Origin of the sequence: Amycolatopsis sp. NPDC005961, from assembly GCF_040629235.1 — a bacterium.
In the GTDB taxonomy this organism is placed as follows: Bacteria; Actinomycetota; Actinomycetes; order Mycobacteriales; family Pseudonocardiaceae; genus Amycolatopsis; species Amycolatopsis camponoti.
Genome location: NZ_JBEXVF010000093.1, coordinates 20,156 through 33,899, shown reverse-complemented (window position 1 = coordinate 33,899; position 13,744 = coordinate 20,156). Strand labels below are relative to the sequence as shown.

General features: G+C 70.4%; 18 protein-coding genes. 8 read left to right on the top strand and 10 right to left on the bottom strand.

Annotated features, from left to right (window positions below; all coding sequences use genetic code 11):
• The first annotated feature begins 62 nt into the window (after nt 1–62).
• Complete coding sequence (locus ABZ342_RS44150) at nt 63–614, top strand: molybdenum cofactor biosysynthesis protein (protein ID WP_360486653.1); 552 nt, start codon at nt 63–65, stop codon at nt 612–614.
• A 16-nt stretch (nt 615–630) separates the two neighbouring features.
• Here the strand turns inward: ABZ342_RS44150 and ABZ342_RS44145 are convergent, their stop codons facing one another.
• Entirely contained in the window at nt 631–1,257 is a 627-nt protein-coding gene (locus tag ABZ342_RS44145) for a TetR family transcriptional regulator C-terminal domain-containing protein (RefSeq protein WP_360486650.1), read from the bottom strand.
• A gap of 95 nt (nt 1,258–1,352) precedes the next feature.
• Nucleotides 1,353–1,943 (bottom strand): uracil-DNA glycosylase family protein, encoded by a 591-nt coding sequence (locus tag ABZ342_RS44140; protein ID WP_360486647.1) that lies wholly within the window; start codon nt 1,941–1,943, stop codon nt 1,353–1,355.
• Nucleotides 1,944–2,200: 257 nt separating this feature from the next.
• On the opposite strand from ABZ342_RS44140, the gene ABZ342_RS44135 reads away from it, so the two are divergent.
• Both ABZ342_RS44135 and ABZ342_RS44130 read left to right on the top strand, forming a co-directional pair.
• Nucleotides 2,201–2,410, top strand: coding sequence for a hypothetical protein (locus ABZ342_RS44135; RefSeq protein ID WP_360486644.1), 210 nt, complete (start codon nt 2,201–2,203; stop codon nt 2,408–2,410).
• 205 nt (nt 2,411–2,615) lie between these two features.
• A complete protein-coding gene (locus ABZ342_RS44130; RefSeq protein WP_360486641.1) occupies nt 2,616–3,086 on the top strand; it encodes an SDR family oxidoreductase in 471 nt (156 codons plus the stop codon).
• On the opposite strand, the gene ABZ342_RS44125 is transcribed toward ABZ342_RS44130, so the two are convergent.
• Nucleotides 2,998–3,585 carry a TetR/AcrR family transcriptional regulator gene (locus ABZ342_RS44125; RefSeq protein WP_360486638.1) on the bottom strand — a complete coding sequence of 196 codons (588 nt, stop codon included), beginning with the start codon at nt 3,583–3,585 and terminating at the stop codon, nt 2,998–3,000. The genes ABZ342_RS44130 and ABZ342_RS44125 overlap by 89 nt on opposite strands.
• A gap of 52 nt (nt 3,586–3,637) precedes the next feature.
• Nucleotides 3,638–4,642, bottom strand: a complete 1,005-nt coding sequence (locus ABZ342_RS44120; RefSeq protein ID WP_360486635.1) for an NADP-dependent oxidoreductase — start codon at nt 4,640–4,642, stop codon at nt 3,638–3,640.
• 393 nt (nt 4,643–5,035) lie between these two features.
• Here ABZ342_RS44120 and ABZ342_RS44115 point away from each other — a divergent pair, with 393 nt between their 5' ends.
• Nucleotides 5,036–5,890, top strand: a complete 855-nt coding sequence (locus ABZ342_RS44115) for an alpha/beta hydrolase (protein WP_360486632.1) — start codon at nt 5,036–5,038, stop codon at nt 5,888–5,890.
• Nucleotides 5,891–5,893: 3 nt separating this feature from the next.
• On the opposite strand, the gene ABZ342_RS44110 is transcribed toward ABZ342_RS44115, so the two are convergent.
• Both ABZ342_RS44110 and ABZ342_RS44105 read right to left on the bottom strand, forming a co-directional pair.
• A complete protein-coding gene (locus ABZ342_RS44110; protein ID WP_360486629.1) occupies nt 5,894–6,574 on the bottom strand; it encodes a TetR/AcrR family transcriptional regulator in 681 nt (226 codons plus the stop codon).
• 210 nt (nt 6,575–6,784) lie between these two features.
• The gene (locus ABZ342_RS44105) at nt 6,785–7,174 is read right to left on the bottom strand and encodes a helix-turn-helix domain-containing protein (protein WP_360486626.1); all 390 of its coding nucleotides are present in this window, start codon (nt 7,172–7,174) and stop codon (nt 6,785–6,787) included.
• A gap of 129 nt (nt 7,175–7,303) precedes the next feature.
• Between ABZ342_RS44105 and ABZ342_RS44100 the strand changes: the two genes are divergently transcribed.
• The 4 genes from ABZ342_RS44100 to ABZ342_RS44085 all read left to right on the top strand — a co-directional run bounded on the left by ABZ342_RS44100 (nt 7,304) and on the right by ABZ342_RS44085 (nt 10,205).
• Nucleotides 7,304–7,945 (top strand): DsbA family protein, encoded by a 642-nt coding sequence (locus tag ABZ342_RS44100; RefSeq protein ID WP_360486623.1) that lies wholly within the window; start codon nt 7,304–7,306, stop codon nt 7,943–7,945.
• 38 nt (nt 7,946–7,983) lie between these two features.
• Nucleotides 7,984–8,649 (top strand): NAD(P)-binding oxidoreductase, encoded by a 666-nt coding sequence (locus ABZ342_RS44095; protein WP_360486620.1) that lies wholly within the window; start codon nt 7,984–7,986, stop codon nt 8,647–8,649.
• Between the two features lie 142 nt (nt 8,650–8,791).
• Nucleotides 8,792–9,217, top strand: coding sequence for a MarR family transcriptional regulator (locus tag ABZ342_RS44090; protein ID WP_360486617.1), 426 nt, complete (start codon nt 8,792–8,794; stop codon nt 9,215–9,217).
• 97 nt (nt 9,218–9,314) lie between these two features.
• On the top strand, nt 9,315–10,205 hold the full coding sequence (locus ABZ342_RS44085; protein ID WP_360486614.1) for an NmrA/HSCARG family protein: 891 nt from the start codon (nt 9,315–9,317) through the stop codon (nt 10,203–10,205).
• Nucleotides 10,206–10,264: 59 nt separating this feature from the next.
• On the opposite strand, the gene ABZ342_RS44080 is transcribed toward ABZ342_RS44085, so the two are convergent.
• The 4 genes from ABZ342_RS44080 to ABZ342_RS44065 form a co-directional block, all read right to left on the bottom strand.
• The gene (locus ABZ342_RS44080; RefSeq protein ID WP_360486611.1) at nt 10,265–11,482 is read right to left on the bottom strand and encodes an amidohydrolase family protein; all 1,218 of its coding nucleotides are present in this window, start codon (nt 11,480–11,482) and stop codon (nt 10,265–10,267) included.
• 34 nt (nt 11,483–11,516) lie between these two features.
• Nucleotides 11,517–12,137 carry a TetR family transcriptional regulator gene (locus ABZ342_RS44075; RefSeq protein ID WP_360486609.1) on the bottom strand — a complete coding sequence of 207 codons (621 nt, stop codon included), beginning with the start codon at nt 12,135–12,137 and terminating at the stop codon, nt 11,517–11,519.
• Nucleotides 12,138–12,292: 155 nt separating this feature from the next.
• Nucleotides 12,293–12,760: a cupin domain-containing protein gene (locus ABZ342_RS44070; protein ID WP_360486606.1), complete on the bottom strand. Its 468-nt coding sequence runs from the start codon at nt 12,758–12,760 to the stop codon at nt 12,293–12,295.
• A gap of 26 nt (nt 12,761–12,786) precedes the next feature.
• A complete protein-coding gene (locus ABZ342_RS44065) occupies nt 12,787–13,728 on the bottom strand; it encodes an alpha/beta hydrolase (protein ID WP_360486603.1) in 942 nt (313 codons plus the stop codon).
• Between the last annotated feature and the right edge of the window lie 16 nt (nt 13,729–13,744).

Below are 13,744 nucleotides of genomic sequence, written 5' to 3'. Positions count from 1 at the left end.
TGCGCTCGACGTCGGTCTCCGCGACGACCTTCAGCGCGGCCAGCAGCGCGGCGGCGCCCGGGGTGATCTTGCGCTGCGCGAAAGCGATCAGTTCGGTCGCGCTGCTGGTCTCCCCGGTCCACGCCTTCGAAGGCCGTCCCGCGGACGGCCCACGGCCCGACCCGCACCCCGTCGAGCGCAACGAGGTGACCGTGCGCGCCGGGCTCGGGCTCGTCGGGGACCGGTACTTCAACCAGCCCGCCCACCGGCGGGCGGCCGTCACCCTCTTCGCCGCCGAGTCACTCGACGTCCTCACGCGGGACCTCGACCTCGCCGCGGTACCGGGCCCGCACCTGCCGCGACGCAACATCGTCGTGCGCGGGTTCCCCGTCGACGAGCTGGCCGCGCCGCGAGGCGGGACCGGAGCCGTCTTCAGCCTCGACTCGGGAGCGGGCGAAGTCCGGTTCCAGGCCTACCGCCCGGCCCACCCGTGCGCCTGGATGGACGTGGTGCTGGCGCCCGGCGCGTTCCGCGGGCTGCGTGGGCGCGGCGGCGTGCGGTGCGCCCCGCTCGACGACGGGGTCCTGCGTATCGGTCCCGCGTCCCTCACCGTGAAGCACTCCCCCGCGGCGTGACGCAGCCGCCGCGGACTCAGGGCTGGAAGCCGCGGATGTGGTCGATGGCCATGTCGAGCGCGATGCGCATCGGCTGGACGTCGTGCTCGGTCTGGGCGAGCAGGTACCCGCCTTGCAGGGCACCGAGCAGGCCGATGGCGAGCCGCTCGGGGTCGGCGTCCGGCCGCAGCTTCCCGGCGTCCCGCATCCGCCGCAGGCCGCCGGTGATCAGCCCCTGCCAGGTCTCGAAATGGCCCGCCAGCGCCGACCGAGCGCGCTCGTTCTGGTCCGAGAGCTCACTCGCCAGCGAACCCAGACGGCACCCGTAGGCCCCGTTGCGCAGCGCACTGCGCTGGACCATCGCGTCCCGCCAGCGCTCCAGGCCGCGGATCGAGTTGAGCCGCCGCAGCTGCTCCCCCTGGGTGGTCAGCACCTCTTCGGCCTGGACCTCGATGACGTCCTGGACCAGGGCGTCCTTGTCGGGGTAGTGGTGGTAGAGCTGCGACTTGCTGGTGCTGCTCGCCGCGCGGACGTCGTCGAGCGTGGTGGCGGCCACCCCTTTCACCGTCATCAAGTCGACGGCGGCCCGCAGGATCCGCACGCGGGTCGCTTCGCCACGCGCCGTCCGCCGGACCGGCCGCGCTGGGCTCTCCGGTTCCACCACGGCACCACACTATCGCACCGGCGCGGCCGGGCGGCCGATCCCAGGTCAGCGGTTCCCGGCGGAGTACGGACCTTCCAGACCAGTTGCGGACGCCGTCACCCACGTCCCAGCGCGAGCGCGACCCGGCCGGCCAGCGCGGGGACGACCTCGGTCTCGAACCACGGGTTCCGGGCGTGCCAGCGGTGGTTCAGCGGTGACGGGTGCACCAGCGGGAACTCGGCGGGGAGGTACTCACCGTAGGCCCGCACGGTCTCGGTGAGGTTCGCTTTGGCCCGGCCGGCGAGGTAGAACCGCTGCGCGTACGTGCCGACGAGCACGCGGAGGGTGGCGTCGGGCATCCCGGCCAGGATCCGCGGATGCCAGCGAGGCGCGAAGTCCCGGCGCGGAGGCAGGTCGCCCGTCCTGCCCTTGCCCGGGAAGTAGAAGTCCATCGGCACGATGGCGAACAGCTCGGGATCGTAGAACTCGTCGTCGCGAACACCGAGCCACGAGCGCAGCCGCACGCCGCTGGCGTCGTCCCACGGGACCCCGCTTTCCTGGGCTCGCCGACCCGGCGCCTGACCGATGATCACGACCCGCGCGGACGGCGCCCCGGCCCACACGGGCCGGTAGCCGAGGTCCCGGGCCCACGCGTTGGAGGGGTCCGACGTCAGCTCGTCGACGACCGCGCGCAAAACGTCTGCCAACTGCACTCCGGGTTTCGTCGGGAAGGTCGGGCACGGCTCGCCCGGGAACGATACCCGAAGTGGACCATGTCGTCCATTCAGGCTGGTGTCCGGCCGGGATCCTCACGGCAGCGGTAAGAGGTGCTCGCCGGCGGGCACCAACCAGCGATCACCCGCAGGGAGGGAACATGCTCGTGAGCTTGCCGCGGCTCGCACCGCCCAGTATCGCTGCCGGTTCCGGCCCGTCGCCGGCCCGTCGTCGATGATCGCCGCGTGGCGTGTCCCCCTCGACAGAGCGACGTCGCGCCGGTGATCTCGCTGACGAGGAAGCAGACCGGGCCCAGCTCGTCCAGCTGGCCGCGTTGGTGCGCGAAGGCAGCCTGCGCGTGCCGATCGGGTCACGCCACTCACTGGCCGACGTGCCGAAGGCGTTCAGCGCCGGACGGCAAGGCGGCGGCAAGCCGATCGTCGTGGTCGACGAGTCCTAGGTGTCGCAGTCCAAGGAAGCGGCCAGCCCGACCGGCACGGGCGGTATTCATGCGTATCCCGGTCAAGTAGCAGCACGCGGGCGACGGTCATCCGACATACGGCGCGATCGCCGTGTAGCCGCCGTCCACGGCCAGCTCCGCGCCGGTCACGAACGAGACCAACCTGACCGGCGTCGCGCAGTGTCTGCGCCACGAAATCCGCGCGATGCGCGCGGCCGGTGGCGGCGCGATCGTCAACAACGCCAGCACGGCCGCGTTCTTCGGGACCGCTTTCTCCGCCGCGTATTCCGCGTCCAAGCACGGCGTGGTCGGGCTGTCGAAGTCGGCGGCCGCCGAATACGGCGCCGCGGGGATCCGGGTCAACGTCCTGAACCCCGGCGTCACCGAAACCCCGCAGACCGGGCCGTGGCTCGACTCGGTCCCCGGCGAGCGCGACCGGGTCGCCGGGTGGAACGCGCTGAAGCGGCTGGCCCGCCCGGAGGAAGTGGCCGAGGCGGCGGCGTGGCTGCTGTCGGACCGCGCCTCAATGGTGGACGGGAGCGATCCGCCCCGGTGCGCCAACGCCGCGGTTTCAGCTCCGCGAGTGCTCAGTCGGCCCGACCCACGCCGTCGAATATCGCGAGGGCATTCCGGATGCCCTGCTCCAGTAGCTCATCGGCCAGCCGCCGGTCGGTGACGGCACGGGACAGCTGCATAGTCCCGACCATCATCGCGTAGACGCTTAGCGTCGTGGTCCGAGCCGACATCGGGTCCTCCGGCGCGAGGCGGGCGGCCATGTCGTCGATGATGCCCAGCACGCCCTCGGTATACGCCTGCTTAGTCGATTCCGCGCACCGGACGATCTCGTCCAGCAGCGCGGCGGAAGGGCAGCCCTCACCCGGGTTGTCGCGATGCTCCGGCGAAAGGTAGGAGCGCACGATCTGCTCCACCCCCGCACGTCCCGGCGTCACCGCGGCGAGCTGCTCCCGCTGGCCGGACAGCTGGTCCGTGACGGCCGTCGCGACCAGGTCCTCCTTGGAACCGAAGTGAGCGTAGAAGGCCCCGTTGGTCAGCCCGGCGTCCGCCATGAGCGTCGCGACGCCGGAGCCGTCGATGCCGTCACGCTTGAGCCGGCGACCGGCCGTCTCGACGATCCGGCGTTTCGTCTCCAGCTTGTGCTCTTTCGCGTATCGCACCACTTCGCAAACTCCTTAACCACGTTGCGAGTACGACCATACGCTAAAGTTGTCAGGGCACGATGGCGACGACGACCTTGCCCGCCTTCGTACGCCCTTGCTCGACGTGGGCCAGCGCCTCGAGCGTTTCGGAGAACGGGAACGTCCGGTCGATCACCGGGCGCAGCTCCCCCTTGTCGTAGAGGGCGCCGAGCTCGCGCAGCTGCGCACCGTTGGCCCGCATGAAGAAGAACTCGTACCGCACCCCCAAAGCCTTGGCCCGCTTGCGCACCTTGCGGCTCAGGAAGTTCATCACCGCGCCCAGGAAGAACGGGGCGCCGAGCTGCTTGGCGAATCCGGCGTCCTGCGGACCCGCGACGCCGATGGCGAGGCCGCCGGGCTTCAGGACCGTCAGCGACTTCTCCAGGTTCGCCCCACCCAGGGCGTCCAGCACCAGGTCGTAGCCGGACAGCACCTTCGAGAAGTCTTCCTTCGTGTAGTCGACCACGACGTCGGCGCCGAGGTCGCGGACCAGGTCGATCGTCGGCGTGCTCGCGGTGGTCGCCACCGAAGCGCCGAGGTGCTTGGCGAGCTGGATGACCGTCGAGCCGAGGCCGCCGGCGCCCGCGTGGACAAGCACCTTTTGCCCCGGCCGCACGTTCGCCCGCTCGACGAGGATCTGCCAGGCGGCCAACGCCACCAGCGGCACCGCGGCCGCCTCGTGCAGCGTCAGCGACTCCGGCTTGGGCGCGACGTCGTCCTCGTCGATCGCGATGTACTCCGCGAACCCGCCGATCCGCAGATCGCGCGGACGGGCGTAGACCTCGTCGCCGACCCGGAAGCCGCGGACGGCCGGACCGGCCTTCGTCACGACACCGGCCACGTCGTGGCCCAGCACGAACGGCGTCTTGTACTTCAGGAGCTGTTTGAACTCCCCGTTGCGCACCATGTTGTCGAGGGGGTTGACGCTCGTGGCGTGCACCCGGACGAGGACGTCACGGGCCCCGACCGCGGGCTCGGGTACCTCCGCGGCGCGCACGGTGTCCTCGCCGTACTTCTCGACGACGAATGCCTTCATGTCAGCCAGCTTTCTGGGTGATCCGGTGGGTGGCTCTCAGCGCGCCCTTGTCGGTCGGCCGTTTGTAACCGCTGCGGCTCTCCGCACAGCGTGCTTTCAGCGTCTCGATGTCGACGGTCCGGCCGGGGCGCGGCTGGACGTACGCGACGACTTCACCGTGCGGAAGACGCCGGTCAAGTTGATGTCCACGATCCGTTCGAACGAAGCTTCGTCGATCTGCCGGACCGGTCGCGACGAGCCGCCTACCTGCTAAGTCTCGTTTCATGACGGACAACGTAACTTCGTTACAGCCCCCACGGCAAGGCCCCTGCTCATGTAATTACGGTCATAATTCAAACCTCTTGCGGCTCCGTACCGTCCCGGCTTATGGTCGTACGGTCATACTCCAAAAGCATGGGAACGACAATGACCGTGATCACCCGCTACCAGGACGCACCCACCAAGACCATCGACGTCAACGGCGTCACCTACGCCTACCGGCAGCTCGGCCCGGACGGCGGCACACCGGTGATCTTCCTCAACCACCTGGCCGCGGTGCTGGACAACTGGGACCCCCGCGTCGTCGACGGCATCGCCGCGCACCACCAGGTGATCACCTTCGACAACCGGGGAGTCGGCACGTCCACCGGCACGACGCCGAAGACCATCCAGGCGATGGCGGCCGACGCGGTCACCTTCATCCGGGCGCTGGGGCTGACCGAGGTCGACATCCTAGGCTTCTCCATGGGCGGCATGATCGCCCAGGTGATCGCCCAGGAAGAGCCGCGGCTGATCCGCAAGCTGATCCTCGCCGGGACGGGCCCCGCCGGTGGCGAGGGCATCAAGAACGTGACCAGGCTGTCGCATCTGGACACGGTCCGCGGGCTGCTCACGTTCCAGGACCCGAAGCAGTTCCTGTTCTTCACCAGGACCGCGAACGGGCGCCGGGCGGGTAAGGAGTTCCTGGCCCGGTTGAAGGAGCGCACGAACAACCGGGACAAGGCGATTGCCCTCAAGTCCTACTTCGCGCAACTCGCGGCCATTCACAAGTGGGGCTTGGAAAAGCCGTCCGACCTCTCGGTCATCAAGGTGCCCGTGCTCGTCGCCAACGGCGACAACGACCGGATGGTGCCGACGAAGAACTCGACCGACCTCGCCCGGCGCCTGCCGGACAGCGAGCTGGTGATCTACCCCGACGGCGGGCACGGCGGCATCTTCCAGTACCACCACGAGTTCGTCCCCCAGGCCCTCGAATTCCTCGGGCGGTGAACCTCAGCTCGCCACTGCGCGCTGCAGCACCGCGTGGTGCGAGGCTTCGGCCCGCTCCCGGGTGTCGCCGAGCGCGACCGCGAAGTTGACCCCCAGCGGCAGCAGGACCTCGGTGACCGGATCGGCGAACTCGGCGAAGTGCTCGGCCAGCTCGAGCGTGACGTAGCCGTGGACGAAACTCCACAGCTGCGCGGCGATCACGTCGGGATCCTGGGCATCGGCCCGGCCGGTGCCCACCAGCCGGGAACAGGCTCGGGTGACGTGCCGGTGGGCGCCCCGGAACGCTGCCGAACGCCCGCTCCGCCGCGTCTCCGGCTCGGCGAGCGGCCGGTAGGTCGACCGCGTCGACAGACCGAACATCAGGTCGTAGAGGTGCGGGTTCTCCCGCGCGACCCGTCGGCAGGTCAGGGCCATCGCGAACAAGTCCGCCACCGGGTCGTCGGTCACCGGCAGCTCGGCGAACGCCCGGTCCAGCTCACGGAACCCGTGATCGGCGACCGCGGCGATGAGTTCGGCGATCCCGCCGAAGTGGTGGTAGACGGTCGAGGTCGTCAGCCCGATCGCGGACGCCACCGTCCGCGCCTTGATCGCGGCCGGCCCCTGCTCGGCCAGCAGGCCGATCGTGGCCTGCACCAGCCGCTCCGGCACCCCACCGGCAGTGGCATCCCCTGACACGGTCCCCATCGTCACACCCGATTCCGTCCCGCTCCCGTCACACTTGCCACCGTACTGTAACTTCGTTACATCGTGCGGCGCGCCAGCCAACCGGCAGGGACATCGGGTAGTCGTGCGATTCCACGCGCTCGAAGTGATCGCTCACAAGCCGGGACTGTTTCATGAGGGTGCTTCAGAAGCCTTTGAAACGCATCGTGTCCGTGACCGCTTGCGTGGTGGTCATGGTCCGGCCGTTGCGGCGCGCTCGCGGTTGGCGCGGATCTCGTCGTGGTGGTCGGCGGCCCAGCCGATCAGCGAGGTGACGATCTCGTGCAGGCCCCGACCCAGCGGGGCGAGGGTGTACTCGACGCGCGGGGGTACCTCGGCGTAGGCGGTGCGGGTGATCAGGCCGTCCTGCTGGAGCTGGCGAAGGGTGAGGCTGAGCATGCGCTGGGAAATGCCCGGCACCTGCCTTTGCAGCTCGGTGTAGCGCAGCGGTCCGGACTCCAGGACCGCGATGAGCAGCAGGCTCCACTTATCGCCGACGCGGTCGAGGGTCTGGCGGATGAACTCCATGTGCTCGGCGGGGATGGCCGCGCACGGCCCGATCGCCGCCGCTCGTGCCGTCACCTCTGCTCCGTCGGCCGTCTCCATTACGCACATTCCTCTCCGGCACGCACACCGATGTGCCTTTTGTACCGCCTTCCATGCTGGTCCAGCATGGCGTTACGCACAAGTTGTAAGAATTGGAGGTGCGTGATGAAGGTCGAGCGGTTCGAGCACGCGGACGAGGTGGAACTGGTCCACCACTCGTTCCCGCTCAGCAGCAGCTTCCCCGAGGGGGACACCTTCTCCGTCCGCGAAGCCCTGCTCCGCCGGCACGGCATGGGCGGCAGCCAGGCCGAGACCTCGACCCGGCGGATCGAGAAGCTCGCCGAGAGCGAGGGCCTGATCCCCTACCGGGTGCTGGACAACAAGGTCGACAACACCGACCTGGCGCACGAGTTCCTCGCCCACGCCGGCGCCCAGGGCAAGAACCGCGAGGCCTGGGACGCGATCTTCGCCACCTACTTCGGCAAGGCCGAGCCGGTCTTCTCCGTGGACGACCTCCTGGTGCTCGCCGACGAGCTGGGCCTGGACCGCGAGCAGACCCGCCGGGCCCTCACCGACCGCCGCTACCGCCGGCAGGTCCGCGACGACGCGGCCCGCGCGCAGCGCCTAGGGGCGACCGGCGCGCCGTTCATCGTCGTCGACGACCGCTACGGCGTGCCCGGCACCCAGGACAGCGACCGCTTCCTCGAACTGCTGCGCAAGGCCTGGGACGAAAGCCATCCCCTCACCCCCGCCGGCGATGCTCCGGTCTGCGGACCGGACGGCTGCGCCGTCCCCGAGCGCGCCTGATCGACCCCCTGAACTCCTCGAAAGGCATTTTGATCACCATGAGCAACCTCCTGGTCTTCGGCGGCAGCGGCCGCACCGGCGCTCACGTGCTGGAGTACGCGGCCCAGCGCGGCCACCACGTCCGCGCCCTGGTCCGCGACCCCGACAAGGTGCAGGCACCGGCCGGCGTCGAACTGATCCAGGGCACCCCCGCCAACATCGACGACATCCGCCGGGCCGCCAAAGGCACCGAGGCCGTGATCAGCGTGCTGAACAACGGCCGCGCCTCCGACAACCCATGGGCCAAGCCGGTCAGCCCGCCGATGTTCATGACCGACGCCGCCCGCCGCACTCTCACCGTCATGGGCGAGCAGGGCATCCGCCGCATCGTGCTGACGTCCACGCAGGGCGCGGGCGACGACTGGGCCCGGCTCAACCCGCTGGTGAAGGCGTTCATCAAGCTGTCGAACATCAAGGCAGGCTTCGCGGACCACAGTGGCGTCGACCGGGTCATCCGCGCCTCGTCCGGCATCGACTGGACCCTGGCCCGTGCCGTCACCCTGACCGACAAGCCCGCCGGTGGCCCCGTGCGGGCCGCCGAGCCCGGCACCGAAAAGCCCGGCGCACGGATCAACCGCGCCGACCTCGCCCAGTTCCTCGTCCAGACGATCGAGGACGACGCATGGACCCGCAAAGCGCCCCTGGTCTGGAACACCCGAGGCTGACCCGTTGCGGCCAACACGGCAATCACAGACTGCCGCGCGCTCGTGAACGCTGAAGCCGGACTTCACCGGCAGGTCAGCAGTCGGGCGGGCCGGTCCGCGGCCGGTAGGCTGAGCGTTTGGCATCGGAAGAGAGGAGGCGGGTGTGGACTACGGCGACAAGCTGTTTTGGCTCTCGGTCCTGATCCAGCGTAGGTACGCGCAGATCTGCGCCGAGTACGACCTGACCCCCTCGCAGGCCACCTTGCTTTGCGCGATCAAGGACGAGCCGCGGCAGATGGCGTACCTTGCCACCTCGCTCGGCATGACCAAGAACGCGCTGAGCCAGCTCGTCGACCGCACCGAGCGGCGCGACCTGGTCCGCCGGGTGAACTCGGAGCAGGACCGGCGGGTCATCATGCTCGGCGTGACGCCCCCGGGGAAGGTGCTCGCCGAAGCCATCTACGCCGAGACCACCAAGCGCCTGCCCGACATCGCGGAGAACCTCGACGCCGACGACCAGCACGACTTCGAACGCCTCGCCACCGCCATCGTGGACGCGGCGGGCGTTCCGGGGTCCGCCTCGTCCTGACCTACTGCGCAAACCCTCAGCAGACCCGTGCACCTTGCGGAGGTTCATGCCGTGAACTAATGTTGTTCACGGCGTGAACCAATGAGAGGTGGGCGACATGAACACACAGGAAACCGGCGCGATCGCGGTCTTCGGCGGGACAGGGCAGCAGGGCGGGGCGGTCGTCGACGCGCTGCTGGCCCGAGGAGCGCGGGTGCGGGCCCTCGTCCGCTCCCCCGAGTCCGACCGGGCGCGGGCGCTGGCCGCCCGGGGCGTCGAGCTGTCGGCAGTCCGGATCGACGACCCGGCGTCAACGGTCGCCGCGCTGAAGGCGGTCGACGCGTTCTACTTCATGACCCCGGAGGCGAACAGCCTCGAGGAGGTCGAGGAGGAGGTCCGAGTGGGCACCGCCCTCGTCGACGCGGCGGCCGCGGCGCACGTGCCACACGTCGTGTTCAACTCGGTTTTCGGGGCGGACCGCGAAACGGACGTGCCGCACCACGACTCGAAGCACCGGATCGAGGAATACCTGAAGCATTCCGGCCTGCGGGCCACGATGGTTCGCCCGACCGCCTTCATGGAGAACTTCGCGACCGTGATGGCGCCGAGCGTGGAGGACGGAACGATCGTGCTGAGGCTGCCGCTGCCGGACGACGTCGCCCTGAAGATGATCTCGGTCAAGGACATCGGCCAGGTCGCCGCCTCGATCCTGCTCGGCACAGCGGACGTGCCCGGCGGAGCGGTCGAGGTCGTCGGCGACGAGCTGACGGGAAGCCAGATCGCCGCCGCGTTCGGCGCGCACGCCGGGCTCCCGGCGCGCTACGAGGCCTTACCGCTGAGCGTCCTCGGCAACGACCTCGACAAGGCGATGTTCCGCCAGTTCGCCGAGGCGTCCGCCCACCCGTCCGACCTCGCGGCGGTGCGGGCGATCGAGCCGTCCACCCGGGACCTGGCCGAGTGGATCCGTTCCACCGGCTGGACCGCGCCCACGGACTTGGTCCGTTCCTGAGCGCTGCGCGCGGGCCACTTCGCCCGGCATTCTGTCTGGGTGGCCGCCGATGAGTCCGGTCATTCCCCTTCCCGGGTCGAATCCGCGTGAAGGGGGACGGCGAGGTCGAGGCGGACGCCGCGTTTCCAGACGGCGACCACGTTGCGGGTGCGGCGGATGTCGGTGGTCGGGTCGCCGTCGACGAGCGTCAGGTCGGCGCGCTTCCCGGGCTGGATGCGGCCGCGGTCGGTGAGCCGGAAGGCGTCCGCGGGTGCCGAGGTGGCGGCGGTGAGCGCCTGGGTCGGACTGAGGCCGGCCCGCACCAGCAGTTCCAGTTCGCCGTGGAAGGTGGCGCCGTAGCCGATTACGCCGAGCGCCGCGGTGGGCAGTCCGGTGTCCGTGCCGGCGAGCAGCGGGACGCCCGCGGCGGCGAGTTGGCGCAGTGCGGCCGTGGCAGCGTTGTAGAGGTGGTGGCGGCGGGGTTCTGCGGGCCTGACCGGCACGGGTGGCCGGTCACGGCCGATCATCTCGGCCAACCGTGGATCGGCCGCGAGCTCCTCGTGCGGGCGGTAGCCGCACAGTCCACGAAGGACAATGAGCGTGGGTACGACGAAGACGCGGTGCCGCGCGGCGTATTCGCCGAAGTCGTCGCCGGCACTTTCGCCGACGAACAGGTGTGCCAGCCCATCCACGCCGGCGGCGATGGCTGCGCGGGCGGGCCGTTCGGCGAGGGTGTGCGCGACGGCGAGGACCCCGCGGGCGTGCGCGGCGCGTACGAGGGCGGCCAGGGTGGCCTCGTCCATCGGGCCGCCCTCCCGTTCGTCGTAGACGATCTTGATGTAGTCGGCGCCGTCGCGCAGCCGCGCGTCGACCCACGCCTCCGCGGCGGCCGGGCCGTCCACTGTGGGCAGTGGCTGACCGGTGATCTTCTCCAGCATGTTCCCGGGCACGGTGGCGCCGGTGCCGGCCGTGCGTACGTCGGCCAGGTCCGGCGGGTCTGCCTGGCGGAGCTCGCGGATACGGGTGAGGGCGGCACCGCCGGTGAACATGTCCAGGGCGGTCGTGACCCCCATCGTGACGAGGTGGCGCAGCGCGGTCGGCGGGTCCGGGGCGAGGTGGACGTGCGCGTCGAACAGGCCGGGCAGCAAGGTGCGTCCGCGCCCGTCGACGTCGGCCGGCCCGGTGGCCGGCTCCGCGACGCTGGTGACCACCCCGTCTTGGATGATCACGTCGCGCTCGGGCAGTACGCGTTCGCCGTCGAACACCCGTACCCGGCCGATCGTCACTGGCTCGTTCATGCGGCTCGGCCTCCCTTCAGGTCGGCGGGGGCCACTACGCATCGCCCAGGCTGGCGGTCGCCTGCAGGACCGCGGTACGGACGGTGTCGGCCAGCGAGCCGTCGCGGGTCTGCATCCAGTTCATGACGGCGGCGCGCTCGGCCCCGACCACCATCCCGGCCACCACCCGCGCCCGCAGTTGCCCGGCCGGGGCGCCCATCCGCTCGGCGACGGCGTCGGCCAACGCGCGCTCGGCGGTCGAGGCCGCCCGCAGGTACTCGCCGTGCAGCGACGGCTCCGCTGCGACCAGGTCGCGGAAGTCCTGTAGCCAATTGGCCGGCAACTCTTGACCCGCCTCCGGCCCGTAGAGCGCGACGACGGCGGCGACCAACCCGTCGCCGAGCGGCTCGCCGGCCGGGCGGTCGCGCAGCAGGCTCGCCATGCTCACGGCGTGCTGCGCGGCCGGCCACACGATCGCCTCTTCCTTGCTGTGGAAGTAGTTGTTGAACGTGCGAGGCGAGACGCCCGCCGCTGCGGCGATCTCCGGCACCCGCACGTTGGCCAGGCCACGGCTCGTGGCGATCCGGAACGCCGTGAGCGCGAGATCCCGGCGGGTCTCGTCGCGCTGCTGGTCCCGTCGGCTGCGCCGAGGAGTCGTGTCCAGCGAATCGGTCATGCCGATGACCGTACTGATATCTTGCGTGTCACGCAATGTTTTCTTACCGCGCAACTTATGCGTGCTGCGCATTTTCGAAGCCGAGGACCAGCAGGAGCCGTGGGACCCGGCTCAGCCGCGGCAGCGCTCAGCGGATCGTCGACCGGAGATCGGGGTCAGCGCGGCGGTCCGACGATGACGTTCCCGAACTTCTCCGCCGCCTCGGCCATCCGGGCCGGCGAGATCTCGAAACCGTCCGGCCGGGGTTCGGCCCGGTCGCGGCCGGCGTGACGGAACATGCCCTCGATGCCCGCCGGCGTGTTGATCATCAGCAGGTCCGCGGTCGCGGACGTGATGCGGTAGGCGTGCGGGATGTTCTTGGGCAGGAAGACGATGCCACCCTCGGCGAGCTCCATCTCCTCCTCGCCCACCCAGACCAGCGCGGTGCCCTTGATGAGCATGAAGACTTCGTCTTCCTTGGTGTGCAGGTGAAACGGCGGCGCCTCCCCCTTCGCGACGTCGAACCGGCCGACCATCAGCTGGCCGTCGGTGGCCGCGCTGTCGAGCAGGATCGACAGCGTGCCGCCGTCGAGCCACTCCAGTTTCTGCTGCTGGTCGGGCTGGGCGAGGTAGGCCATGCTCATCGGGTGGCTCCGTTCGAAATGGACAGTCAGAGGGAACCGAGGACACGCAGGCGATCGGCGACCGCGCGGCGGGCGACGTCGGTGTCCCAGGCGAAAGTTTCGAACTCGTGCGGCACCCCGGGGTGCAGGTGGAACTCCACGTCGACCCCGGCCGCGCCGAGCCGCCGGGCGTAGTCCAGGTCTTCGTCGCGGAAGATGTCGAGCTGGCCCACCTCGAGGTACGTCGGTGGCAAGCCCGACAGGTCGTTCGCCCGCGCCGCGGCGGCGTACGGCGAGACGTCGGCCCGGTCACCGAGCAGCGCCGACCACCCGGTGACGTTGTCCTCGTAGGTCCAGGTCGCGAACGGGACCAGCTCCGGGTCCGGCGTCGTCGTGCGGTCGTCGAGCATCGGGAACACGAGGATCTGGCGCGCCACCGCCGGCCCGCCGCGGTCGCGAGCCAGCAGTGTCACCCCGGCGGCCAGGCCGCCACCGGCGCTGTCCCCCATCACCGCGATCCGGGCCGGGTCGACGCCGAGTTCGGCGGCGTGGTCGTGGAGCCACTTCAGTCCGGTGTAGACGTCCTCGACCGGCGTGGGGTCGGGGTGTTCGGGCGCGAGCCGGTAGTCGACGGCCAGCATCGGCACGCCGCTCGCGGACACGTACCGGGCGATCGGCGCGTCGTAGAGCGCGACGCTGCCCAGGATCATCCCGCCGCCGTGCAGGTACAACGCGGCCGAGCCCGGGGCGGCGCCGTCCTTGGCGTACCAGCGCAGCAGCACCTTCGCGCCGTCCCCGGCCACCGCGTGGAAGTCGGTGGTCGTCACGTCGGCCGGGGTGGGCTGCAGCGCCGCGGTCTCGGCCATCATCGCTTCCAACGCGACGCGCCGGGTCGCGACGTCGCCGACGGCGGGGTGCGGTGCGGCAGCCATGGCTTCGGCCATCGGGGCCAGGATCGCGGCGACCTGAGGGTCGACGGTGAACGTCACAACGGTCCTGCTTTCC